Below are 22,969 nucleotides of genomic sequence, written 5' to 3' on the forward strand. Positions count from 1 at the left end.
GGAATGAGTCATCCGCTCTTCGACATCAGTGGCCGTACGGCTCTGGTCACCGGTTCCAGCCGGGGCATCGGACTCGCCCTTGCGCGGGGCCTGTTGGAGGCCGGCTGCACGGTCGTCCTGAACGGACGGGACGGCGGACGCCTCGCCGAGGCCGCCGCCGCGCTGCCCGGCGACGTCCGCACGGCGGCCTTCGACGTGACCGACGGTCCGTCAGTGGCCGCCGGGATCAAGGACATCGAGGACCGGGTCGGCCCGCTGGACATCCTGGTCAACAACGCGGGCATGCAACTGCGCGCCCCGCTCCTGGAGTTCACCGACTCCGACTGGCACCGGATCATCGACACCAACCTCACCAGCGCTTTCCTGGTCGGCCGCGAGGCGGCCCGGCGGATGACGGAACGCGGGCACGGGAAGATCATCAACATCTGCTCGTTGCAGAGCGAGGTGGCCCGCCCGGGCATCGCGCCCTACGCGGCCACCAAGGGCGCCCTGAAGATGCTCACCAAGGGCATGTGCGCCGACTGGGGCCCGTCCGGCGTCCAGGTCAACGGCCTCGGTCCCGGCTACATCGCCACAGAACTGACCCAACCCCTGGTCCAGGACGAGGAGTTCAGCGCCTGGGTGCGCAGGCGGACCCCGGCCGGACGCTGGGGCAGCACGGACGACCTGGTCGGCGGAGTGCTGTTCCTGGCGTCCCCCGCCGCGGACTTCGTGAGCGGACAGGTGCTGTACGTCGACGGCGGCATGACGAGCGTGCTGTAGGGAAGGGGAGCGCGGACGACATGCCGGGTTGCGTGATCCGCTGTCAGGACGAGCGGCGCAACGTCTGCCGGACACACCGCGCGTCTGGGCAGCGCGGCCCGCTTCCCGTACGTACAGGGGGGATTGACGGCCGGGCGGGAGAGATGACCGGACGCCGGGTGCTGGTCACCGGCGCGGGCCGATCGGCCGCCTGGCCGTCGCGGCGGCGAAGGCGGCCGGTGCCGACACCGCCGCGAGCTCCGACGACCCGGACGACTGCGAGCGGCCTTCGGAGGCCGCTGTCGGCGTCGAGGCGTCCGGGGTGGCGGCAGGCCTCGACGCGTGTCGGCGCCGGGTAGGCACGGCGGGTGGCCGTCCGGCACGGGATGCTCCCGCCGGGCCCGAGTCCGGACCGGGCCGGGTCGTCGGCCCAGGCGGGTTCATCGGCCCAGGCCTCCTAGGGCTTCCACAGCGGGTGTTCGCGCTTGGCCCACTCTCTGCTCACCGATCCCGTGCGCAGGCCCTCGCGTGCCTCCGGGTCCCCGAGTGCCATCCCGATGTGGCCGCCCAGGACGATGCCGATCGTGAGGGCGAGCCAGTCGTGGACGAAGGTCGCGCTGGTGCGCCACATGATCGGGGTGAGGTGGGTGAACCACATCATCAGGCCCGTGCCGAGCATGACCAGGCTCGCGCCGGCGATCCAGTTGGCGTAGATCTTCTGGCCGGCGTTGAACTTGTCGGCCGGGCGGGCCGAGCGGCGCTTGTCGCGCAGCAGGGCGCCGCGCAGCCAGACGCGGTCGTGCGGGCCGAAGCGGTTGAGGAAGCCGAGGTTGATGCGGAAGCCCCGGGAGAACAGGCCGAAGAGGACCGGCACGGGCAGCGCGACGCCTGCCAACTCGTGGATGCGGACGACGAGTTGGCGGCGGCCGACGAGTTCGGCGAACTCGGGGATGTAGAGGCAGGCCGCCGTGGCGACGCAGACGCCCATCAGCGCGGCCGTCGCCCGGTGCACCCAGCGGTCGGCGCGGCCGAACCGCCGGACCCGGGCCGAGGGTTCGGTGCGCGGGGCGTGGGCTTCAGCTCGTAGGGTCATCGTCGCGTCCGTTCGACCTGCCGACCCAGGCGTCGACGTCGTAGCCCCGATCCTCCCAGTAGCCGGGCTTGACGTGCTCGGTGACCGTGATGCCGGAGAGCCACTTCGCGGATTTGTAGAAGTACATCGGGGCGACGTAGAGCCGGACCGGGCCGCCGTGGTCGTGGCCCAGCGGCTTGTCCTGCATGCGCAGGGCGACCAGGATGTCGGAGCGGCGGGCCTGGTCGAGGGTGAGGCTCTCGGTGTAGGCGCCGTCGAAGCAGGTGAAGCGAACCGCCCCGGCCTTGGCACGCACTCCCGCGGCGTCCAGGAGCCGGGACAGTCGCACCCCCTCGAAGGGGGTCCCGGGGACCCGCCAGCCGGTGACGCACTGGACGTCCTTGACCAGCCGGGTCTGCGGCAGCGCGCGCAGGTCGGCGAGGGTGTAGGTCGCCGGTTTGTCGACCAGGCCGTCGACGGTCAGCCGGTAGTTCTCGGCGTTCTTGTTCGGTACGGACCCGGTGACGGAGTAGTAGCGGAAGCCGCCGCCGTTCGGGAGCAGTCCGGTCAGTCCGGTGGGGTCCTCGCCCGAGAGGGCGCCGAGGATCCCGTCCATGCCGCGCTGGAGGACCGGCGCGGACACGACGCCGAGGGCGCCCAGGCCGAGAGTGCCGAGGAAGACACGGCGGCCGACGGGCCGGCCCTGCGCTTCCCGCTCCTCCTCGGACGGCTCGGGCGACTCGGTTGGTTCAGAGTTCACGTATTCATTCGAACACCCGCGGCCCCGGCGCGGCCAGGGAACGCGGGTGCTCGTCAGACTTCCGTAACCACTTCTTACGTGCTTCTCAGCAACGACAGCCGGACGACAGCCCGGCGACAGCTTCCTACGGCGTCTCGGTGGCCGCCTTGTCCAGTTGGAACGCCTCGTTGCCGAGCCCGATGCGGGCGTGCGCCTCGGGGTTGCGGGAGCGCAGCAGCAGGCCCTGGGCCAGGCCGACGAGCAGTGCGAGGCCGACGGTGCCGGGCAGGATCCAGCTCAGCGAGGAGCCGGGGCCCGCGCCGACCAGGACGTCGAAGTCCTTGACGGTGTAGACGGCGATGACGACGAGCGCGCCGCCGGAGAGCACGGAGGTGACCAGCCGCCAGGCCTGGGCGCGGGCCGAGCCGCGGCGGGCGAAGAAGACGATCACCGAGAGGCAGGCGGCGGCCATCAGCACGATCACGCCGAGGGCGCCGATGTTGCCGAACCAGGTGAACAGGTGCAGGACCGGTTCGGTGGGGTCGCCGGTCGGCTTGTCGTCGGCGAGCGCGAAGACGATCACGATCACGGCGGACACGGCGGTCTGCAACAGCGAGCCGGTGCCGGGGGCGCCGCTGGAGCCGGTCGTCCGGCCGAAGGCGGCCGGCAGCAGGCCCTCGCGGCCCATGGCGAAGGCGTACCGGGCGACGACGTTGTGGAAGCTGAGCATGGCCGCGAACATGCCGGTGACGAACAGGACGTGCAGCACGTCGGTGAAGGTGCCGCCGAGCCGGGACTCGGTCAGGTAGAAGAGCAGGCCGGCGCTCTGCTTCTGGGAGACGCCGACGACCTGGGAGGGGCCCGTCGCCACGGTGATCGCCCAGCAGCTCAGTGCGAAGAAGACCGCGACGCCGCCGACCGCGAGGAACATCACGCGCGGCACCAGGATGTGCGGGCGGCTGGTCTCCTCGGCGTACACGGGGGCCTGTTCGAAGCCGAGGAAGGCGGCGATGCAGAAGCACAGGGCGGTGCCCACCCCGGCGCCGCTGAGGGTGTCGGGGTTGAAGGCGTGCAACGACAGGCCCTCCTTGGCGGGGTCGGCGACGGCCGCGATGTCGAAGATGACGACGAGCGCGACCTCGATGACCAGCAGGACGCCGAGCACGCGCGCGTTGACGTCGATCTTCAGCCAGCCGAGCCCGCCGACGACGAGGACACCGGCCAACGCCGGTATCCACCAGGCGACTTGGAGGTCGGCGTAGGTGGAGAACAGTCCGGAGACCTCGAAGCCGAAGATGCCGTAGATGCCGACCTGGAGGGCGTTGTACGCGACGAGTGCCACCAGGGCCGCGCTCGCGCCGGCGGTGCCGCCGAGGCCGCGGGAGATGTAGGCGTAGAAGGCGCCCGCGTTGTGGACGTGCCGGCTCATCTCGGCGTAGCCGACGCTGAAGAGCACCAGGACGACGCCGAGGAGGACGAAGAGGAGCGGCTGCCCTTCGATGCCCATCACCGCGAATGTGGTGGGCATGACACCTGCGACCACCATGAGGGGCGCGGTCGCCGCGAGTACGGAGAGCAACAGGCCTCCGGTACCGAGGCGGTCGGCACGCAGGGCGCGCTCCTGCCCTCTGAACGTACTGATGCCGCTGCCGCCGCCGTCCGCGGTGGCGCTGCTCGTGCTGGAACTGCCCGTCGTCATGGCGGGACGTCCTTTCGGGGTCGCTACGGGTTCGTTGCTACGGGGGCGTTGCTATGGGTTCGTTACTACGGGGGCGTTGCTACGGGCTCGTTGAGACGTATTCGTTGAGACGTGTGCGTTGAGACGTGTTCGTCGCTACGGTCGCGCTACCTCGCTACGGCGGCGTTACGACGTACCGAGCGCGTGCTCGCGTGCGGCACGGAAAGCGGTGAGCGGGTCGCGGTCCGGGTAGGACCAGGGGGCCGGGGTCGGGTGTTCCCCGATGCGGTGGAACAGGGCGGCGGCCTCGGCGCTGCGGCCCTCGCAGCACTTGGCGTGGGCGAGGAAGTTGAGGTCGACCAGGCGGCGCGGATGGCCCTCGTGCTCCCACTCCAGCCACCAGTCGAAGGCGGCCTTCATCACCTGCCGGGCCCGGCGCCCCGACCAGTGCCCGGAGGCGGCCGGATCGACGGGCTCCAGACCGGCGGCGGCCAGCACCCGGTAGCGCTCGGTGTGCGCGATGACCGGCAGGATGGCGAGCGGGGAGTCGGCGGGGGCCTGTTCGGCGGCCCAGTAGGCGAAGTCGTAGACCTCGTGCAGCGGGTCGACTCCGGCGGCGGCCCGCCGTTCGGCCAGCCTGGCGACCATCAGATGGTGGGCGTGGTGGTGGTCGGCGTGCCGGTGGCGGACCTCGTCGAAGAGCCGCACGACGTCCTCGTCGGTGCCGAGGCTGTGCTCCAGGAGCAGCAGTCCGAGCCAGGGCGTCGGGTCCGCGGGCACCCGGGCCGCCGCCGCACGACAGGCGTCGCGGGCCCTGACGGGCTTCTCCTTGCCGGCCAGTACCCGCTGGACCAGGGCGACGGCGAGCAGCACGGAGGCGTCGGCGGACTCGGGTTCGGCGAGCAGCCAGTCACGGGCCCAGGCGGCGGTATAGGACTCCAGGGCGAGGACGGTGACGCGGTGGGCGCGCAGATCCCATTCGTCGCCCGTCTGGGCGAGCAGCCCCCGCGCCGCCTGCCAGCGGCCCTGGGCCAACGCGGCGCGCGCGGCGACCAGTTCCGCGTCGTCGAGGGCGGCGTCGAACGCCTGGGCCGCTCGTCTGTGGCGGCGCCCGAGGGGTGGCGGGGGTGGGGACACCCGGGTATTCCTCACGTTCCTCACGCGACGCTGCGGGACATCGGCGCGCCATCGGCCGATCACGCACAGCAAACCCCCAGCCAACACTTCGCGTCAAGTGCCGTACGGCTGTTACTCCTGTCAACTACCTTTTCACAAAAGGCACTTGTGGCCACAACCTCTACCCGGGACGGTACGCTCCCAAGCGTTCACGGGTAACCGGTGTGGCGTACGCCATGGCGCTCGGACCCACGGCGGCGGACCATGGCAGCACGGTCCCGCTTCCGGGAACTTCCAGGGGCACGCCGGACCCCGGGGCGCTACAGTCGCCCAAACGCATCCCGTAGCCCGGCCCAACGATCGAGGTACGCAGCGTGTCGGTTCTGGTTCTGATGCTCTCGGTGAGTGCGGCCTGTTGCCTCGGCTTCGGGTTCGTGCTCCAGCAGAACGCGGCCCAGCAGGCACCTCTGAGCGACTTCCTCTCCCCGAGAATCCTCCTCGACCTGATGCGGGTGCCGCGCTGGCTCGGCGGTATCGCCCTGATGGTCGCGGGCATGGTGCTGGGCGCGATAGCGCTGTCCCAGGGCGAGGTCTCCCTCGTCGAGCCGCTCCTCGCCACGAACCTCCTCTTCGCCCTGGCGCTCTCCCGCAAGCAGACCAGACAGCCCTTGGGCCGCCAGGGCTGGACGGGCCTGGCCCTGCTGGCCGGCGGTGTGACGACGTTCATCGTCGCGGGCGAACCGCGCAGCGGCACTCCGGTCACGGACCCCTTCCGGCACTGGCTGATCATCGGCGCGATGGTGGGCCTGGCCCTCCTCCTCACGACCTACGCCAAACGCTCCCGCCTCAGCTCGGGCCCGGTCCTGCTGGCCCTGGCCGCCGGTCTCCTCTACGGCGTCCAGGACGCGCTGACCCGGGTCAGCGGCCAGCGCTTCACCGAGGGCGGCCTCACCGAACTCCTCACCGGCTGGCAGCCGTACGGCGTGCTGGCCCTCGGGGTGACGGGCCTGGTCCTCGTCCAGAGCGCGTTCGAGACGGCCCCCCTGCGCATGTCGCTGCCGGCTCTCACCGCCGCCCAGCCGCTGGCCGGGATCATCTGCGGAGTGGGCTTCCTGGGCGACCGGCTGCGCACCGACACCGGGGCGCTGGCCTGGGAGGCGGTGGGCCTGGCGGGCATCGTCGTGGGCATCCTGCTGCTCGGCATGCACCCCGCGATGCCGCGCGGCACGACGAAGCCGCAGCCCGCCCTGAACCTCCAGCCCCGCTGACCGCCCTCCCCTGTTTGGATGGGTCCATGAGCGCAGCTGACGAAATCCTGGACATCGTCGACGAACACGACCAGGTCATCGGCCGGTCCCCACGAGGCGAGGCCTACGCCCGGGGCCTGCGCCACCGCGCGGTCTTCGTCCAGACCCGGGACGCCCAGGGCCGCGTCTTCGTCCACCGCCGCACTCCCACCAAACTCGTCTTCCCCTCCCTCTACGACATGTTCGTCGGCGGGGTGGTCGGCGCCGGCGAGTCCTACGACGAGGCGGCCCTGCGCGAGGCGGAGGAGGAACTCGGCGTCACCGGCCTCCCCCAGCCCGGCTTCCTCTTCAAGTTCCTGTACGACGACGGCGCGGGCCGGACCTGGTGGTCGGCGGTGTACGAGGTGCGCTGCGAACTCCCGGTCAGCCCCCAGGTCGAGGAGGTCGACTGGCACGCCTTCCTCGAAGAGGGCGAGATCGTGCGGCGCCTGCACGACTGGGAGTGGGTACCGGACGGCCTGGCGGCCTACGAACGCCTCAAGGAGTACCACTCCAGGACGGCCGGATAGGGTCGCTCCTGTGATCGATTTCGCACGGAACGTCCGACTGTGGTTCGCACCTCAGCAGATCAGCGAGGAGGGCAGCACTCCCGACTACCGCTTCTCCCTGGCCAACGAGCGCACCTTCCTCGCCTGGCTGCGCACCGCGCTGGCGCTGATCGGCGGCGGCTTCGCGGTCGACCAGTTCCTGCCGGACCTGCGCTGGGCCTGGCGGGTGGGGCTGGCCCTCGCGCTCCTGGCGGCGGGCGTCCTGTGCTCCCTGCGCGCGGTCAACCACTGGGTGCGCTGCGAACGGGCGATGCGCCACGGCGAGGACCTGCCCGTGTCCCGCTTCCCCGCGCTGCTCGGCATCGCCGTGGCGATCGTGGCTGTGGCCATGGTCATCGTCGTACTGGCCGGATGGGAAGGATGACGAGCCCCCCGGACCGCGACCCCGGTCTGCAACCCGAACGCACCCGGCTGGCCTGGCGCCGCACGACCCTGTCGAGCACGGTGGCCGCGGTCCTCGCCGTGAAGGCGGCGCTGCACGGCGGAGTCCGGCCGGAGGGCGTCATCGTCTGCGCGCTGTGCTGCGCGCTCTGGCTCGGCTTCCTGGCCGTGGCCCACCAGCGCATCACCGCCCTCGCGACCGACAGCACGCCCCCGCCCCTGGCCCCCCGGCGCGCCACGGCGGCGGCACTCTGCACGGTGGCCGTGGCGGTGTGCGCGGCGGTGCTCGTGTACTGACCGAGGGACGAGAACGGAGACGGGGACAGAGACGGATCACTCACCCGCACTCCCGGCCCCCACCACACCCCCGCCCCCACCACACACCCGCAGCGGCGCCACACACCTCGGATGCCCCGTTATGGGCGATTCGCATGGCAACCTGTCCGTCGTCATCGCCCGCACTTCCGAAGGTGAGCACCATGACCACCCTGCACCTGGAGCACTCCGCGCACGCCCACGCCCACGGCCCGGACTGCGGTCACGCCCCGGTCCCGCACGGCGACCACGTCGACTACGCGCACGACGGGCACCTGCACCGCGAGCACGGCGGCCACTGGGACGAGTGCGAGCCCGGCGGCCACGTGGCGCACCAGGAACACGAGCACCAGCACGGCCAGGACTGCGGCCACGAGAGCGTGCTGCACGGCGACCACGTCGACTACGTCCACGACGGCCACCGGCACGCCCAGCACGACGGCCACTGGGACGACCACTGAGCCCCACCCGGGCATCCGGCAGCTCCCCGCCGCCCCACGCGGGGAGCTGTCGGCCTATCGTGGCCCCAGTCACGTTTCGTTCCCGCACTGGACGACATACCGACCGGTCGGCATGATGGGTCGGTACCTGTTCCTCCATACGCAGGAGTGATGTATGAGCCCCGACCATCCGCCCGGACTGGACCTCGACCGGCTGCGCGGTCTGCTCGACCGCGAGCGGCCCGGTCTGGTCACCGGCCCCCTGTCCGGCCGGCTGATCGAGGGCGGACGGTCGAACCTCACCTACGCGATCACCGACAACACCGCCAAGTGGGTCGTACGACGCCCCCCGCTGGGCCATGTCCTGGCCACCGCGCACGACATGAAGCGCGAGCACCGGGTGATCAGCGCCCTGCACCCCACCGACGTACCGGTACCGAATCCGGTGCTGCTGTGCGAGGACGACGAGGTGCTGGGCGCGCCGTTCTACGTCATGGAGTTCGTCGAGGGCACTCCCTACCGCACGGCCGACCAGCTGGCCCCGCTCGGCCCGGACCGCACCCGGGGCGCGGTACTCGAACTCGTCGACACACTGGTCGAGTTGCACGCGGTGGTGCCCGCCGAGGTCGGCCTCGCGGACTTCGGCCGCCCCGAGGGCTTCCTGGACCGCCAACTGCGCCGCTGGGGCAAGCAGTTGGCGGCATCGCGCAACCGCGAACTGCCCGGTGTGGAAGAACTGCACGCGGCTCTGGGCCGCCGCCTGCCCACCTCCCCCACCGCCACCGTCGTCCACGGCGACTACCGCCTCGACAACGTCCTCATCGGCACGGACGACAAGATCAAGGCGATCCTGGACTGGGAGATGTCGACCCTCGGCGACCCCCTCACCGACCTGGGCCTGCTGGTGATGTACAGCCTCCCGCTGGAACTGCCCGACTCCCCCATCTCCACGACGGCCTCGGCCCCCGGCCACCCGGCGCCGGCCGAGCTGATCGAGCGGTACGCCGCGCGCTCCGGACGCGACGTCTCGGCGGTCGCCTGGTACACGGCGTTCGCGTGGTTCAAGCTCGCCGTGATCCTGGAGGGCATCCACTACCGCTACACCCTGGGCCAGACGGTCGGTCGCGGCTTCGACCGCATCGGCGAACTGGTACCGGTCTTCATCGAGCACGGCCTGACCACCCTTCAGGAAGGCTGATCCACCATGGACTTCGCGTTCGACGCACACACCGAGGAACTGCGCGCCAAGCTCCTGGCCTTCATGGACGAGTACGTCTACCCGGCCGAGCCGGTCGCCGAGGAACAGCGCGCGCGGCTCGTCTCACCGTGGGAAACCCCGGCCGTGGTAGGCGAGTTGAAGGCGGAGGCCCGCAGGCAGGGCCTGTGGAACCTCTTCCTCCCCGACGCCGAGTACGGCGCGGGTCTGACCAACCTCCAGTACGCCCCGCTGGCCGAGATCACCGGCCGCTCCCCGCACTTGGCGCCCACCGCGCTGAACTGCGCGGCACCGGACACCGGCAACATGGAGGTGCTCTTCCAGTTCGGCGACGAGCAGCAGAAGAAGCAGTGGCTGGAGCCGCTGCTCGCGGGCGAGATCCGCTCGGCGTTCGCGATGACCGAGCCGGAGGTCGCCTCCTCGGACGCCACGAACATCACGACGCTCATCGAGCGGGACGGCGACGACTACGTCATCACCGGCCGCAAGTGGTACATCTCCGGGGCGATGAACCCGGACTGCAAGATCTTCATCGTGATGGGCAAGACCGACCCGGACGGCGCCGACATCCGCCGCCAGCAGTCGATGGTCCTGGTCCCGCGCGACACCCCGGGCGTCACGGTCAAGCGCGCGATGCAGGTCTTCGGCTACGAGGACCACTCGCACGGCGGCCACGCCGAGGTCGTCTTCGACCACGCGTGCGTGCCGGTGACGAATCTGATCGGCGAGGAGGGCGGCGGCTTCGCCATCGCGCAGGCGCGGCTCGGCCCGGGCCGTATCCACCACTGCATGCGGCTGATCGGCATGGCCGAGCGCGCGATCGAGCTGATGTGCCGACGAGCCGTGTCCCGCGTCGCGTTCGGCAAGGCGCTGGCTCAACAAGGCGTCGTCCACAACTGGATCGCGGACGCCCGGGTCGCCGTGGAGCAGCTGCGGCTGCTGGTCCTGAAGACGGCGTGGATGATGGACACGGTCGGCAACAAGGGCGCCCACGCGGAGATCCAGGCCATCAAGATCGCCACCCCGCGCACGGTGGTCGGCATCCTCGACAAGGCGATCCAGCTGCACGGCGCGGGCGGGGTCAGCCAGGACTTCCCGCTGGCGGAGCTGTACGCGTCCGCCCGCACCCTGATGCTGGCGGACGGCCCGGACGAGGTGCACCAACGCTCCCTGGCCCGCCGGGAGTTGAAGCAGTACCTGTAGTAAGCGGTACCTGTGGTGAGCGTTACCTGTGGTGACCTGTGGGGCTGGAAGAGCGGTCGCGTCCCTTCCAGCCCCGTTCCCCCGAGGTGATGGTCAGTTGGGCGTGCTCGCCTTCAGCGTCCAGCCCTGCGGGCAGCTGTGGCCGAAGACGCCGACGTGGCAGCCCTCCACGATGAAGACGTAGGCGCCGGTGTTCCGCTCCAGCACCCGGATGCGGCCGGACGTGCCGCCGCCGAACTCCCGCTGGGTGCCGCCGGGGTCGGAGGCGCTCGTCCAGCGGACCAGGAACGAGTCGTAGCGGTTCTGCGGGCCCGTCGTGCCCCAGTTGAAGTAGGCGTAGCCCTGGTCCTCCCACGCGGCGACGACCATGTTCGGGCCCTGTCGCGGTGACCAGGTGGCGGTGCCGTAGGCGAAGTACTGGCGCTTGCCCGCGTACACGTTGTTCAGGTAGACGTCCCGGGTGCCGCTGGTCGGGCAGCCCAGCCGGCCGCCGGCCCCGCCGAGCGCGTTCCAACGCTGGTAGATGTGCGGCTCGTTGACCGCGATGCCGCACGCGGCCCGCGTCGACGGCTGCGCGGCGGCCGGCACCGCCGCCGTGCCGCCGAGGGCGAGCAGGGAGCCCAGGACGACGCCGGTCAGGCGCCGCTTCGTTGACAGCATGGTGTTTCCCCCGTTGGTTCCTGTCGGTCGGTCCGGCGGTGTGCCCGCCGTGGTGCTGGTACGAGCATCACGGCGCCGGGGGCCGGGAGTTGAGGGGAAGGCCCCGGGCAACGCCGGGGACCTCTCCCGGGTGGTCCGGGAAGCGTTCCCATGACACCCGGGCGCCGCGCCCCCACGATGGGACGCATGGACGACCGCGACGGGCGCACCCGGCCCCACACGGCCGCCGCATACCTGCTGTTGGGGCTGGCAGCGCTCCAAGTGGCCGCCGGGGCGGTCGCGTTGGCGGTGGCCGGGGTCCCCGTCGCGGACCTGGTCCGCTACGACATGGTCGTCGACCTGGCGGTCGGCCTCGCCTATCCGGTCTGCGGCACGGTGATCGCGCTGCACCGGCCGCGCAACCCGATCGGATGGCTGCTGATCGCCTACGGGCTGGGCCACGCGTTCACCGGCCTGTCGATCGGGCTGGCCGCCGGAGCTGCTGCACGCGGTCACGACCGCCGGGCGCCACACCTGGATCCTCGCCAGCTCCACGGCGTTCGTGCTGGTGTTCTTCCTGTTCCCCGACGGCCGGCTGCCCGACCGCCGCTGGCGCTGGGCCCTGGCCGCCCAACTCCTGTCCGCCCCCTTGGACTTCGCGATCTGGGCGCGGGACGACTGGGGGCTGTTCCGGGGCACTCCGGCCCAACCCTCCTACCTTCCGGTGCCGGACGGGTGGATGCCGGCCCTGCGGGACCTGGAGACCGCGAAGGCCTGCCTGGTGCTGGCCGCCGTGTTCGCCGTGATGACCGTGCGCCACCGGCGTGGCGGGGAGCAGGACCGTCGCAGGCTGCTGTGGCTGATCGCGGGCATGCTGCCCCTGGCGTTGAGCGTGGCCCTCCAGATCCTGGGCTTCCCCGCCGTCTACACCTCGTGCTGCACCCTGTTCCTGCCGGCCGCCATCATGATCGCCGTGGTCCGCGAGGAACTCCTCGACATCCGCCTCGTCGTCTCCCGCAGCCTCCTCTACGGCGCGCTCACCGTCGGCGTGATAGTCGCCTACGTCGGCCTGGTCACCTCCGCCCAGGCACTCCTGAACCCGGACCCCGCGCTGCTCGGCCCGGCCCTGATCACCGTCACCCTCGCCGTCGTCTTCGAACCGGCCCGCCGCCTCCTGCAACGCCTGGTCGGCCACGCCCTCTACGGCGACCGGCACGACCCGGTGCGCGCGGTCTCCCGCATCGGCGAACGGCTGGCCGGCACCGGCGTCGACGCGGTCCCGGAGGCGGTCGGCGAGGCGCTGCGGCTGCCGTACGTCTGTGTGGAATCGAAGCCCGGTCTGACGGACGGGAGTTGGGGCGAGCCGGGGGAACGCATCCACGCCCTGCCGCTGGACTACGACGGCCGGACCGTCGGCGCGCTGGTGATCGGGCTGCGGCCCGGCGAACAGCAGCCCGACACCGCCGACCTCGCGGTCCTGGAGCTGCTCGCCGTACCGCTGGCCGCCGCGCTGCACGCCACCGACCTCACCCGGCAGTTGCAGCACTCCCGCGAACGCATCGTGGCCGCGCGCGAGGAGGAACGGCGGCGGATCCGCCGCGATCTGCACGACGGGCTCGGACCGACCCTCGCCGGAGCCGCCTTCCAGGCGGACGCCGTGCGCAATCTGCTGGCCTTCGACCCGGAGCGGGCGGCGACACTGCTCGCCGAGCTGCGGTCCGAGGTGGGCGGCGCGGTCGCGGAGGTGCGCCGCCTGGTGGACGGCCTGCGGCCCCCGGACCTGGACCAGTTGGGGCTGCTGGGCGCGCTGCGGGAGCGCGCGGTACGGCTGTCCTGGCGGGCGGACGGCAGCCCGCTCCAGGTGCGGGTCCAGGCACCCGAGCGGCTGCCGGCGCTGCCCGCCGCCGTGGAGGTGGCCGCGTACCGCATCGCGGTCGAGGCGCTGACCAACGCGGCCCGGCACGCCCGTGCCTCACGGGTGGACCTGAGCATCGAGATCGGCGACGGGCTGCGCCTGGAGGTGCGCGACGACGGCCGGCCCGCGGCCGAGGAGACCGCGTGGACACCGGGGGTGGGCATCACGTCGATGCAGGAACGGGCGGCCGAACTGGGCGGCCGGTGCGTGGCGGGGCACGGGCGGGTGGTGGCGACGCTGCCGTTGGGGGAGGCGATGTGACGGGACGGGAACCCGGGGGCGGGGACGACGAGGACGCGCTGCGGGTCGTCCTCGCCGACGATCATCCGGTGGTCAGGACCGGGCTGGCCGCGCTGCTGGAGTCCGTGCGGGACGGATCGCCCCGGGTGCGGGTCGTCGGGGTCGCGGCGAGCGGGCGGGAGGCGGTGCGGGCGGCGGTGACGCTGCGTCCGCAGGTGGTGGTGATGGACATCCGGATGCCCGAGCTGAACGGCATCGAGGCGACCCGGGAGATCGGCCGGGTGGCGCCCCGGGTGGCCGTGCTGATGCTCACCATGGTCGAGGAGGACGACTCGGTGTTCGCGGCGATGCGGGCGGGCGCCCTGGGCTATGTCCTCAAGGGCGCGGGCCAGGACGAGATCGTCCGGGCGATCCGGGCGGTGGCCGCCGGTGAGGCCATCTTCGGCCCCGGGGTCGCCCGGCGGGTGCTCGGCCGGCTCAGCACCCCGCCGGACCGGCCCGACCCGTGCCCGACGCTCACCCCGCGCGAACGCGACGTGCTCGCCCTGATCGCCGAGGGCCGCCCCAACTCGACGGTGGCCACCCGGCTCGGCCTGTCCCCCAAGACGGTCAGCAACCACATGTCGGCGGTGCTGGCCAAACTGGGCGTCGCGGACCGCGCGGAGGCGGCGGCCTGGGCCCGGGAGGCGGGCCTTGGACCGACGGGGCCCGCCGTCGAGCCGTAGCGGATCCGGCGGCTAGGGCCTCAAGGCCCGCAGCAGCAGGTCGGCGAGGTGGTCGGCGACCTCCTGGGGGCTGAGCGGGCCGCCGGGGCGGTACCAGGTCGACAGGTGGTGGACCGAGCCGAAGTGGTAGTCCACGACCAGGTCGGCCGGGGTCGCGGTGGAGAAGACGCCCTCGCGCTGGCCCTCCTCGACCAGCGCGCGGAAGCGTTCGTGGTAGCGGCGGCGCTCGGCGCGCACCTGTTTGTTCTTCTCCGGGCTCAGGTGGTGCATGGACCGGAAGAAGATCGACGCGTCGTCGAGGTTGTCGATCGTCGTCACCACGACGTCGGCCGCCGCCGCGCGCAGCCGCTTGTCGACCGGTTCGTCGGCGCCCGCGAACACCTCCAGGCGCTCCTGCTGGATGCGCAGCACGCGCGCGTACACCTCGTGCAGGAGGTCGTCCTTGGAGCCGAAGTAGTGGTAGAGCGCGCCCTTGGTGACCCCCGCGGCCTCGACGATCTCCTGCACCGAGGTGCGGTCGTAGCCCTGCTCGGCGAAGAGCCGGGTGGCGGCGGCCAGCAGCCGCTGCGGGACGGGAGCCCCGTCCCCGTCGGTCGTCCTCGGCACTGCCGCCACCTGCCTTTCCTAGGTGTTCACTCGCTGTCGTGCGACCGGGAACGCAGTTCCCGCCGGAGGATCTTCCCACTCGCCGTCTTCGGCAGCTCGGGCAGGATCTCCACCTGACGCGGGTATTTGTAGGCGGCCAGTCTCTCCTTGCAGTACACGGCGAATTCATCCGGGTCGGTTTCGGCACCCGGGCGGAGACTGATGTACGCCTTCACCGTCTCGCCCCGGTACCCGTCCGGTACCCCGACGACGGCCGCCTCGCGTACCGCCGGATGGGTGTACAGCACGTCCTCGACCTCGCGCGGCCACACCTTGAAGCCGGACGCGTTGATCATGTCCTTCTTGCGGTCGACGACGTACAGCCAGCCCTCGGGATCCATGAACCCGATGTCCCCGGTGCGCAGTTCACCGTCCGGGAAGGTCTCGGCGGTGGCCTCGGGGCGCCGCCAGTACCCGGGCACGACCTGCGGCCCGCGTACGACGATCTCGCCCTGCTCCCCGAAGGGGACCTCGTCGCCCTGGTCGTCGACGATCCGTACGACGGTGTCGGGTCCCGGCACGCCCACGGCCAGCGTCCCGGACGCCGGGTCGACGGGTGCCTCCAGCTGGGGCGGCACGGAGGCGCAGGGCGCGGTGCACTCGGTGAGGCCGTAGCCGTTGCGGATGTACGGCCCGAAGCCGGCCCGGAACTTCTCCACCAGGGCGGGCGGTACCGGCGCGCCGCCGGAGGAGATGTTCCGGAAGGACGCGAAGTGCTCGCGGGTGACGGCCGGGTGCGCGGCGAGCGCCATGAAGGCGGTGGACGGGCCGACCGTGTAGTGCGGCCGGTGCTCGGCGAACGCGTCGAGCACCACCCCGCCCTCGAAGCGGTACGCCAGCACCAGCGAGCCCCCGCTGACCAGCGAGGCGCCGAGCTGGCACACCATCCCGGTGATGTGGAAGAGCGGCGCCAGCGCGAAGTACACGGGCGGGTCGGGCAGTCCGAGCCCGGTGCGCTGGCGCTCGGCGTTGTAGAGGATGTTGCCGTGGGTGTTGGTGGCGCCCTTGGGGGCACCGCTGGTCCCCGAGGTGTAGCTGATCAGGGCGATGCCGGAGGGCACCGGGGCGGGCACGTCGGGCGCCTCGCGGCCCTCCTCGGCGACGGCCACCAGATCGGCCGCGTCCTCGGCCTGCGGAAGCCGCTCGAAGGCGAGCACGCGCGTGTCGTCGCGGGTCTGGAAGTCGAGTTCGCAGGCGGTGAGCACGATCCGCACCGGCGACTCGGCCGCCGTGTCCCGCAGGTACGACTCCCAGGCGCGGTCGGAGCAGATCAGGGCGGTCACCTCGCCGTCCCGCAGGACGTGGGTCACCTCGCCCGACTTGTACATCGGGTTGACGGGCACGACGATCGCGCCCGCCTTCCAGGCGCCGAGCAGCGCGAGGACGAAGTGCGGCGAGTTCTGCAACAGGACGGCGACCCGGTCGCCGTGCTCCAGTCCCCGCGCGGCGAGGTACCCGGCGACGGAGTCGCTCAGCTCGTCGACCTCGCGGTAGCTGAGCCGGCCGTCGAAGTAGGTGAGGAAGGTGCGGTCGGGCGTCTGGGCGACGACCCGCCGCAGGGCGTGCACCAGCGAGTCGTCGGGGCTGACGGGCCCGCGCTGGGCCTCGTCGAGCAGGCTGGTCCAGGGCTTGGCGGCGTAGCGGGAGTCGGTCATTCCCCGGCCTCCCACTTCTGCTGGATGTGGTTCATGGTGGTCAGCCAGCGGTCCGGCTCGGTGGCCCTGAGACCGTAGTACCCGGCGACCTCGGGATGCGGCAGGATCAGGAAGCGCTCCTGCTCGATGCCTGCCATCAGCGCGTCCGCGACGGTCTCGGGCTCGATGGCGGTGGGCCGGAGCACCAGGTCGCCCGCGCTGCCGGTGGCGGCCAGCATGTCGGTGCGGACGCCCTGCGGACAGATCGCGTGGACCTTGATCCCGCGGTGGCGGTACGTCAGCGAGAGCCACTCGGCGAAGGCGTACGCGCCGTGCTTGGTGACGCTGTAGGGCGCGGCCCCGATCATGGTGAGCAGCCCCGCGGCGGACACGGTGGACACGAAGCGTCCCTCCCCCCGCTCCAGCCACCCCGGGATCAGCGCCTCCGCGGCCCGCACATGGGCCATCACGTTGACGTCCCAGGCCTGCGCCCACACCTGCTCGCCCGCGGCCTCGGACCCGCCGGAGCCGAGCCCGGCGTTGGCGCAGTAGATGTCGACGGTGCCGCCGAGCGCGTCCCTGGCGTCCCCGACGACGGCGGACGCGTCCCCGGGCACGGCGACGGCGCCAATCTCGTCGGCGACGGCCTTGGCCCGCTCGCCGTCCAGATCGTTGACGACGACCCGGGCCCCTTCGGCGGCGAACCGCCGCGCGAGCGCGGCTCCGATACCACCCCCGGCCCCCGTGACGACCACCCCGGCACCTTGAACGGCTTCCACCATCGGTCTCCTTCGACTGCGGCTCCACTGCCCAGCCAGACTAACCGGTCGGTATGTAACACCGGAAGGGCCGATGTCCTCGTCCTCGCCTACGGGCCGTGACCTGCGGCTGCCCCTACGGTGCCGCTATGCCCCTCACCAGAAGAACCCTCCTGGCGGCGCCCCCGGCGGCGGCCCTCGCTCCGGCACCGCGGCCCCGGAAGGCCGCGCTGCGCACCGGCTTCGAACAACTCGCCGCGCACGACTACGCCCAGCTGCACGGCCAGCGCGTCGGCATCGTCACCAACCCCACCGGCGTCACCAGGGACGCCCGCCACATCGTCGACGTCATGCACGCGAGCCCCCAGGTGAACCTCACCGCGGTCTTCGGCCCCGAACACGGCTTCCGGGGGACCGCGCAGGCCGGCGGCTCCGAGAGCCGTTCCACCGACCCGGCCACCGGACTCCCGGTCCACGACACGTACTTGAAGCGGGGCCGGCAACTCGCCGACGTCTTCAGGGCCTCCGCCGTGGACACCGTCGTCTACGACATCCAGGACGTCGGCGCCCGCTTCTACACCTACATCTGGACCCTGTACGACTGCATGGAGGCGGCCGGACTCGCCGGCAGGCGCTTCGTCGTGCTCGACCGCCCCAATCCGGTGACCGGCCGCTCCGCCCAAGGCCCGGTCCTGCACCGGGAGTTCGCGACCTTCGTCGGCCGGCAGCCGATCGCGCAGGCGCACGGGATGACGGTCGCCGAGCTGGCACGGCTGTTCAACGGGGAGTTCCTCGGCACACCGGTGCCGCTGGAGACCGTACCGATGACGGGCTGGCAGCGGTCGGAGTTCTACGACACCCGGTCGCTGCCGTGGGTGCCGCCGAGCCCCAACATGCCGACGCCGGACACCGCGCTCGTGTACGCGGGGACGTGCCTCTTCGAGGGGACGAACCTGTCCGAGGGGCGCGGCACCACCCGGCCCTTCGAGCTGCTGGGCGCCGAGGGGATCGACGGCCGTTGGGCGGCGGCGGTGAATCAACTCGGGCTGCCCGGGGCGTACTTCAGGGAGGCGTACTTCGCGCCGACGTTCTCCAAGTTCCAGGGGCGGACGGTCGGCGGGGTACAGATCCATGTGCACGACCGGGCCGCGTTCGACCCCGTCCGTACCGGGATCGCGCTGCTGGTGACCGCCAAGAAGGTCTGGAGCGGCTTCGGTTGGCGCTCGGACCACTGGATCGACAGCCTCACCGGGTCGGCGCGGGTGCGCACGGCGATCGACGCGGGCGCGGGCACCGACGAGGTGGTGGCCCAGTGGCAGGAGGAGTTGCGGGTGTTCCAGAGGATTCGAACTGAATACCTCCTCTACAAGTGAGTCGTGACGTATGGCCAATCTTCACCGGTAGCGGGACGATGCGCCCACAGCTAGCCGCTCCGGGGGACGAGGAGGCCGGTCATGGCGGATCCGGCGATGAGTGTGAGCCCGTACTGGGAGTTGACCTTCGACGCCGACGGAGACGTCGACCAGGGGGAATGCGATCGGCTGCTGCGCGAGGTGCGGCAGCGCGGGATCGGTGACCTGATCGTCTTCTCGCACGGCTGGAACACCCAGCGGGCGGGTGCGACGCATCTCTACAGCCGCTTCTTCGCGCCGATTCCGAAGCTCGCGCCGCAGGCCCGCATCGGGTACGTGGGCGTGATCTGGCCATCGATGGAGTTCCCGGATCAGCCGATCCCGGACTTCCCGCACAATCCGGCCGCGGTGGCCGGGCCGGCGGCGGCTCCGGTGCTCGACGACGACACCCGGCAGGTCCTCCTGGACGCCTTCCCCGGCCATGCGGAACTGGTCGGCCAGATCGCCCGCATGCTGGACCAAGAGCACTCCCAGGACGCCGAGTTGGAGGAGTTCGGGCGGCTGGTGCGGACGCTCGTGGAGGTGCTGCCGGCCGGACCGCAGGCGCGGTTCGACGCCGACACGCTGACGGGCGGGCTGCCGCAGAACGAGCCGCGGATGCTGGCCGCCGGCTGCACGGCCGAGGTCTGCGACCAGTTCGCGCAGGCCCTGGAGCATCTCGCGTCGCCCCAACCGCCGGGCACCGGGGAGCAGTTCACACTGCCGAACCCCTGGAAGGGGGCGCGGGAGCTGCTGCGGCAGGCCTCGTACTTCGCGATGAAGCGGCGCGCGGGCACGGTCGGCGAGCGGGGGCTCGGTCCGGCGATCGGGCGGCTCGCGGAGGCGGCGCCACAGGTGCGGGTGCATCTCGTGGGGCACAGTTTCGGCGGGCGCCTGGTGTCGTTCGCGCTCCGGGGGCTGCCCGAGGGGGTGCACTCGGTCAAGTCGGTGACCCTGCTCCAAGGGGCCTTCTCGCACTACGCGTTCGCGTCCCGGCTGCCGGACGACGCGCGTACCGGAGGGGTGCTGCAAGGTCAGCAGAACCGGGTCGACGGTCCGCTGGTGTGCTGCTACTCGCACTTCGACTCGGCGCTCGGCACGATCTATCCGCTGGCCTCGCGGATGGCGGACGACGACCGCTCGTTCGCCGCGTTCGAGATCGACCGGGTGCTGGGCGACAAGTGGGGCGCGATGGGCCACGACGGGGTGCGGGCGGTGCCCGGCACCCCGGCGCTCAGCCTGGCCGAGGCCCTGGGCTCACCGCTGCCCACGTCGGGCTGTGTGAACGTCGACGCCTGCGCGGTGGTGTGCCACGGCGGCGCCCCGATGGGGGCGCACAGCGACATCGTGCACCCGGAGCTGGCCCGGGTGGTGCTGGCGGCGGGCCGGATCGGCCGGCCCACCGCCGCTACGGCGTCACCGGTGTGAGGTGAACTCCACCACTTGCTGGAAGGTGGGCCGGTTCTGCCAACTGATGTTGTAGTGCTTGATGCCGCCCAGCGTGCGCTGGACGATCGAGTCGGCGCACCACTGGTCGCCCGCCGAGCACAGGGAGTCCCCGGGGTAGACGGTGGACGCGCTGGTGCCGGACGCCGTCTTCAGCGTGCTGATGAGGATGTCCCGGCAGGCGCTGAGGCTGCCGCCGCCGCAGTACTGCTGTGCCAGCGGTCCCGCCACGGTCTGCCCGAGCACCGAGCGGATGTCCTTGTCGACGTAGCTCCACCAGCCGTACTGGAAGGAGCTTCCCGCGTGCGATCCGGTGGGACCGTGCGCGGCCGACGGGGACTCGTCGATGTACAGGTTGTTGGTGAACGCGGTGTACAGGGTGTCACCGAGGCCGGGCTGGAACTCGGCCTTCACCAGCAGCGGCCACCAGGCGTCCAGGATCCGGATGGCGTCGGCGTTGGCGTAGGTCTTGGACCCGGCCGAGGTCTCGGTGCGCTTGCCGCCCGCGGTCAGCCAGGTCTGGAGCTTGGTGACGGCGGCTGCCGCGGTGGTGTCGGTGACCGTGCTGCTGTTGATCACCTTCAGCAGGTCGGGCAGGACGTCCTCGGCGCGCAGGTCGGTGAGCGAGGCGTCGGACATCGCCTTCACCAGCGCGGACCGGGTGACACCGCCGGCCGCGACGAGCTTCTTGACCCGGTCGTCGAGGAGGTTGCCCCGGTGGACGGACCCGTCGCCCCAACTGGACGTCGTGTAGTCGAGGGCCTGTTTGTTGTTCCAGGAGATGTAGTAGTCCTGGTCGATGGAGTTGGGGTGCGCGGAGGCCGGGGTGTAGTCCGACGTGTTGGTGGTGGGGTCCCAGTTCTGCCACTCGTAGGCGGCCCGGCCCCAGACCGGGAACTCGGGGTCGACACCGCTGGCCCGCACCGGGTTGTTGCCGCTGTTGTAGTACGCGGTGTGCTGGGAGTCGGCGTAGAACCAGTTGAACGTGAAGTTGATGTGCTGGGCCGCGGCCTGGAAGGTCTGCGGACTCGTCACGTAGCCGGGGTCGTTGAGCATCTGGAAGCCGATGATCGAGTCGACCTCGTGCATGTAGGAGGAGCGCAGGGTGGTGTAGGCGACCTTCGTGCCGCCGACGGTGGCCCGGTACTCGACGGGTCCGTACTCGGTCTTCCAGACCCTCATGGTGTACGAGCCGGCGGCGGTGGAGTCGGCCGTGGTGGGCTTCCAGGAGTTGGTCTGCTCGACCTCCTCCATGGGCGTGCAGGTGCCGTGGAAGAGGTAGTGGTAGTCGTCCTGGCAGAGTTCGACGGCGTAGGTGTCGATGATGTCCTGGCCGGAGGTCGTGGCGGACCACGAGTAGTCCTGGCCGCGGCCGAGTTCGACGTACATGCTCAGGCCGGCGAAGGAGGCGCCGCGGGCGCTGATGCCCGGGCCCTGGATCTCCTGGAGCATGAGCAACTGCGGTGCGAAGTAACCGGTCTGGGGTCCGAAGACGGCGATCGGGTGGCCGCTCGCGGTGTACTTGCCGCTCACCACGAGGGCGTTGGACATCCCGCGCTTGGCGGAGCTGAGGGCGGTGGCGGTCGCCGCGGCGGAGGCGGCGCTCGCGCTCTGGTCGGCGCCGGTGCCGGTGGCGTCGTAGACGAGCGGCTCGGTGCTCACCGAACCGGCGTCCGGCAGGGCCTCGCCCTGGGCGGTGGTGGGCTTGGTGCCGTAGGGGAAGCTCTCACCGTTGTGGACGGTGAGCACGGCCTCGGGGTCGTTGCGTTCGCGGAAGGACTCCCAGACCTTGGTGCCCTGTTCCACGCCGTACTTGTCCTGGGCGGCGAGCAGGGAGATCGCGTTGTTGACCTCGCCGCCGCCGCCGGAGCCGAACAGGGTGCCGATGACGGAGGCCAGCGCGACCAGGTCGGTGATCTTGAAGTGGTCGATCGTGCCGGCGTTGGTGATCGAGTCCTTGTGGCCGGTGAGGACGTACTCGCCGGGGAAGTAACGGCCGCTGTCCGAGGCGTCGATGTAGGCGTTGATGCCGGCCAGATAGGCGTTGGCGTCGGCGAGGGCCTGCTGGCCGCGGGCGCCGTTGTTGGCGACGGCGTTGTCGATCTGGGACTGGAGCTCGGCCTCGGTGTAGGGGGCGTTGCGGTAGAACTCCTGCTCAAGGCCCTGGTTGGAGGCGGCACCGCCGGCGAAGGTGGTGAGCTGGCCGCGTCCGACGTGCCGGAAGACGTCCATGAGCCAGAGCCGGTCCTCGGCCGCCGCGTAGCCGGCGCCGTACTCGGTGCCGTAGCGCGTGGTGCCTGTGATGTGCGGCACACCGGTCGCCTTGTCGCGGACGATGGTCACATCGGTGCGTCCGCCGGGGCTCTCGGTCGAGGCGACGTTGGCGGAGGCGACCCCGAACGAGGCGTCGTTGAAGAAGGTGTTGATCTTCGCGTCGGTCAGCGTGGAGGCGCCCGTGGCCAGGTTGGCGTAGGGGCCGAGCTGGTCCTCGGCGTGGCTGGGCTGAGTGCCGAAGGCCTGGTTCAGCAGGATCTGGGCGAGGGTCGCGTTGCCGTTCTCGCCGGCCGGGAGGATGTCCGAGCACTGGCCGCCGCAGTAGTCGTTCGAGGCGGCGGCGGTCGCCGTTCCCTGGGCAAGGGGAGACAAAAGAGCGGCAATGAGGGCGCATACGGATGCGGCCTTCAGGAACCCGGGGAATCTGCCGGGAGTTCTCAGTCTGTCGAGCAAGTTACGTGGGGTGCGCCGAGGCATGGCGGCTCCTACCGACGGGGGTGTGGCCGGACGTTACCGCCGGTATCCCCGAGATTGAAGATGAACATG

At 71.4% G+C, this 22,969-nt stretch carries 21 protein-coding genes; 12 read left to right on the forward strand and 9 right to left on the reverse strand.

Going from position 1 to position 22,969, the window contains the following annotated elements:
- Window positions 1-3: 3 nt before the first annotated feature.
- On the forward strand, window positions 4-762 hold the full coding sequence (locus ACIQPR_RS27895; RefSeq protein ID WP_403653586.1) for an SDR family oxidoreductase: 759 nt from the start codon (window positions 4-6) through the stop codon (window positions 760-762).
- Between the two features lie 436 nt (window positions 763-1,198).
- Here ACIQPR_RS27895 and ACIQPR_RS27900 read toward each other — a convergent pair whose 3' ends face one another.
- The 4 genes from ACIQPR_RS27900 to ACIQPR_RS27915 form a co-directional block, all read right to left on the reverse strand.
- Window positions 1,199-1,834, reverse strand: a complete 636-nt coding sequence (locus ACIQPR_RS27900; RefSeq protein WP_403653589.1) for a cytochrome b/b6 domain-containing protein — start codon at window positions 1,832-1,834, stop codon at window positions 1,199-1,201.
- Window positions 1,818-2,573, reverse strand: a complete 756-nt coding sequence (locus ACIQPR_RS27905; protein ID WP_403653592.1) for a molybdopterin-dependent oxidoreductase — start codon at window positions 2,571-2,573, stop codon at window positions 1,818-1,820. The genes ACIQPR_RS27900 and ACIQPR_RS27905 overlap by 17 nt, the downstream gene beginning before the upstream one ends.
- Window positions 2,574-2,697: 124 nt before the next feature.
- A complete protein-coding gene (locus ACIQPR_RS27910) occupies window positions 2,698-4,251 on the reverse strand; it encodes an APC family permease (protein ID WP_403653595.1) in 1,554 nt (517 codons plus the stop codon).
- A 165-nt stretch (window positions 4,252-4,416) separates the two neighbouring features.
- Window positions 4,417-5,367: a hypothetical protein gene (locus ACIQPR_RS27915; RefSeq protein WP_403653598.1), complete on the reverse strand. Its 951-nt coding sequence runs from the start codon at window positions 5,365-5,367 to the stop codon at window positions 4,417-4,419.
- 353 nt (window positions 5,368-5,720) lie between these two features.
- Here ACIQPR_RS27915 and ACIQPR_RS27920 point away from each other — a divergent pair, with 353 nt between their 5' ends.
- From ACIQPR_RS27920 to ACIQPR_RS27950, 7 genes are all read left to right on the forward strand, one after another.
- Entirely contained in the window at window positions 5,721-6,614 is an 894-nt protein-coding gene (locus ACIQPR_RS27920; RefSeq protein ID WP_403653601.1) for a DMT family transporter, read from the forward strand.
- 26 nt (window positions 6,615-6,640) lie between these two features.
- Window positions 6,641-7,162, forward strand: coding sequence for an NUDIX domain-containing protein (locus tag ACIQPR_RS27925; RefSeq protein ID WP_403653604.1), 522 nt, complete (start codon window positions 6,641-6,643; stop codon window positions 7,160-7,162).
- A gap of 10 nt (window positions 7,163-7,172) precedes the next feature.
- A complete protein-coding gene (locus ACIQPR_RS27930; RefSeq protein WP_403653607.1) occupies window positions 7,173-7,565 on the forward strand; it encodes a YidH family protein in 393 nt (130 codons plus the stop codon).
- Entirely contained in the window at window positions 7,562-7,879 is a 318-nt protein-coding gene (locus ACIQPR_RS27935) for a DUF202 domain-containing protein (RefSeq protein WP_403653610.1), read from the forward strand. The genes ACIQPR_RS27930 and ACIQPR_RS27935 overlap by 4 nt, the downstream gene beginning before the upstream one ends.
- Window positions 7,880-8,061: 182 nt before the next feature.
- Window positions 8,062-8,358: a hypothetical protein gene (locus ACIQPR_RS27940; RefSeq protein WP_403653613.1), complete on the forward strand. Its 297-nt coding sequence runs from the start codon at window positions 8,062-8,064 to the stop codon at window positions 8,356-8,358.
- Between the two features lie 154 nt (window positions 8,359-8,512).
- A complete protein-coding gene (locus tag ACIQPR_RS27945; protein WP_403653617.1) occupies window positions 8,513-9,535 on the forward strand; it encodes a phosphotransferase family protein in 1,023 nt (340 codons plus the stop codon).
- A gap of 6 nt (window positions 9,536-9,541) precedes the next feature.
- Window positions 9,542-10,756, forward strand: coding sequence for an acyl-CoA dehydrogenase family protein (locus ACIQPR_RS27950; RefSeq protein ID WP_403653620.1), 1,215 nt, complete (start codon window positions 9,542-9,544; stop codon window positions 10,754-10,756).
- A gap of 93 nt (window positions 10,757-10,849) precedes the next feature.
- Here ACIQPR_RS27950 and ACIQPR_RS27955 read toward each other — a convergent pair whose 3' ends face one another.
- On the reverse strand, window positions 10,850-11,416 hold the full coding sequence (locus ACIQPR_RS27955; RefSeq protein WP_403653623.1) for a hypothetical protein: 567 nt from the start codon (window positions 11,414-11,416) through the stop codon (window positions 10,850-10,852).
- Window positions 11,417-11,957: 541 nt separating this feature from the next.
- Between ACIQPR_RS27955 and ACIQPR_RS27960 the strand changes: the two genes are divergently transcribed.
- Together ACIQPR_RS27960 and ACIQPR_RS27965 are read left to right on the forward strand one after the other, a co-directional pair.
- The gene (locus tag ACIQPR_RS27960; protein ID WP_403653626.1) at window positions 11,958-13,571 is read left to right on the forward strand and encodes a sensor histidine kinase; all 1,614 of its coding nucleotides are present in this window, start codon (window positions 11,958-11,960) and stop codon (window positions 13,569-13,571) included.
- Window positions 13,568-14,275: a response regulator gene (locus ACIQPR_RS27965; protein WP_403653629.1), complete on the forward strand. Its 708-nt coding sequence runs from the start codon at window positions 13,568-13,570 to the stop codon at window positions 14,273-14,275. The genes ACIQPR_RS27960 and ACIQPR_RS27965 overlap by 4 nt, the downstream gene beginning before the upstream one ends.
- A gap of 12 nt (window positions 14,276-14,287) precedes the next feature.
- On the opposite strand, the gene ACIQPR_RS27970 is transcribed toward ACIQPR_RS27965, so the two are convergent.
- From ACIQPR_RS27970 to ACIQPR_RS27980, 3 genes are read right to left on the reverse strand one after another with little or no spacing between them, the layout of a single operon-like run.
- Window positions 14,288-14,881, reverse strand: a complete 594-nt coding sequence (locus ACIQPR_RS27970; protein WP_403653632.1) for a TetR/AcrR family transcriptional regulator — start codon at window positions 14,879-14,881, stop codon at window positions 14,288-14,290.
- A gap of 26 nt (window positions 14,882-14,907) precedes the next feature.
- A complete protein-coding gene (locus ACIQPR_RS27975; protein WP_403653634.1) occupies window positions 14,908-16,575 on the reverse strand; it encodes a class I adenylate-forming enzyme family protein in 1,668 nt (555 codons plus the stop codon).
- Window positions 16,572-17,336, reverse strand: coding sequence for an SDR family oxidoreductase (locus ACIQPR_RS27980; RefSeq protein ID WP_403653637.1), 765 nt, complete (start codon window positions 17,334-17,336; stop codon window positions 16,572-16,574). The genes ACIQPR_RS27975 and ACIQPR_RS27980 overlap by 4 nt, the downstream gene beginning before the upstream one ends.
- Before the next feature lie 125 nt (window positions 17,337-17,461).
- Here ACIQPR_RS27980 and ACIQPR_RS27985 point away from each other — a divergent pair, with 125 nt between their 5' ends.
- Both ACIQPR_RS27985 and ACIQPR_RS27990 read left to right on the forward strand, forming a co-directional pair.
- A complete protein-coding gene (locus tag ACIQPR_RS27985) occupies window positions 17,462-18,685 on the forward strand; it encodes an exo-beta-N-acetylmuramidase NamZ domain-containing protein (RefSeq protein ID WP_403653640.1) in 1,224 nt (407 codons plus the stop codon).
- 81 nt (window positions 18,686-18,766) lie between these two features.
- Entirely contained in the window at window positions 18,767-20,131 is a 1,365-nt protein-coding gene (locus ACIQPR_RS27990) for a serine-threonine protein kinase (RefSeq protein WP_403653643.1), read from the forward strand.
- Here ACIQPR_RS27990 and ACIQPR_RS27995 read toward each other — a convergent pair.
- Entirely contained in the window at window positions 20,120-22,900 is a 2,781-nt protein-coding gene (locus ACIQPR_RS27995) for a penicillin acylase family protein (RefSeq protein ID WP_403653645.1), read from the reverse strand. The genes ACIQPR_RS27990 and ACIQPR_RS27995 overlap by 12 nt on opposite strands.
- Between the last annotated feature and the right edge of the window lie 69 nt (window positions 22,901-22,969).

This window comes from Streptomyces sp. NPDC091280 (assembly GCF_044768565.1).
In the GTDB taxonomy this organism is placed as follows: Bacteria; Actinomycetota; Actinomycetes; order Streptomycetales; family Streptomycetaceae; genus Streptomyces.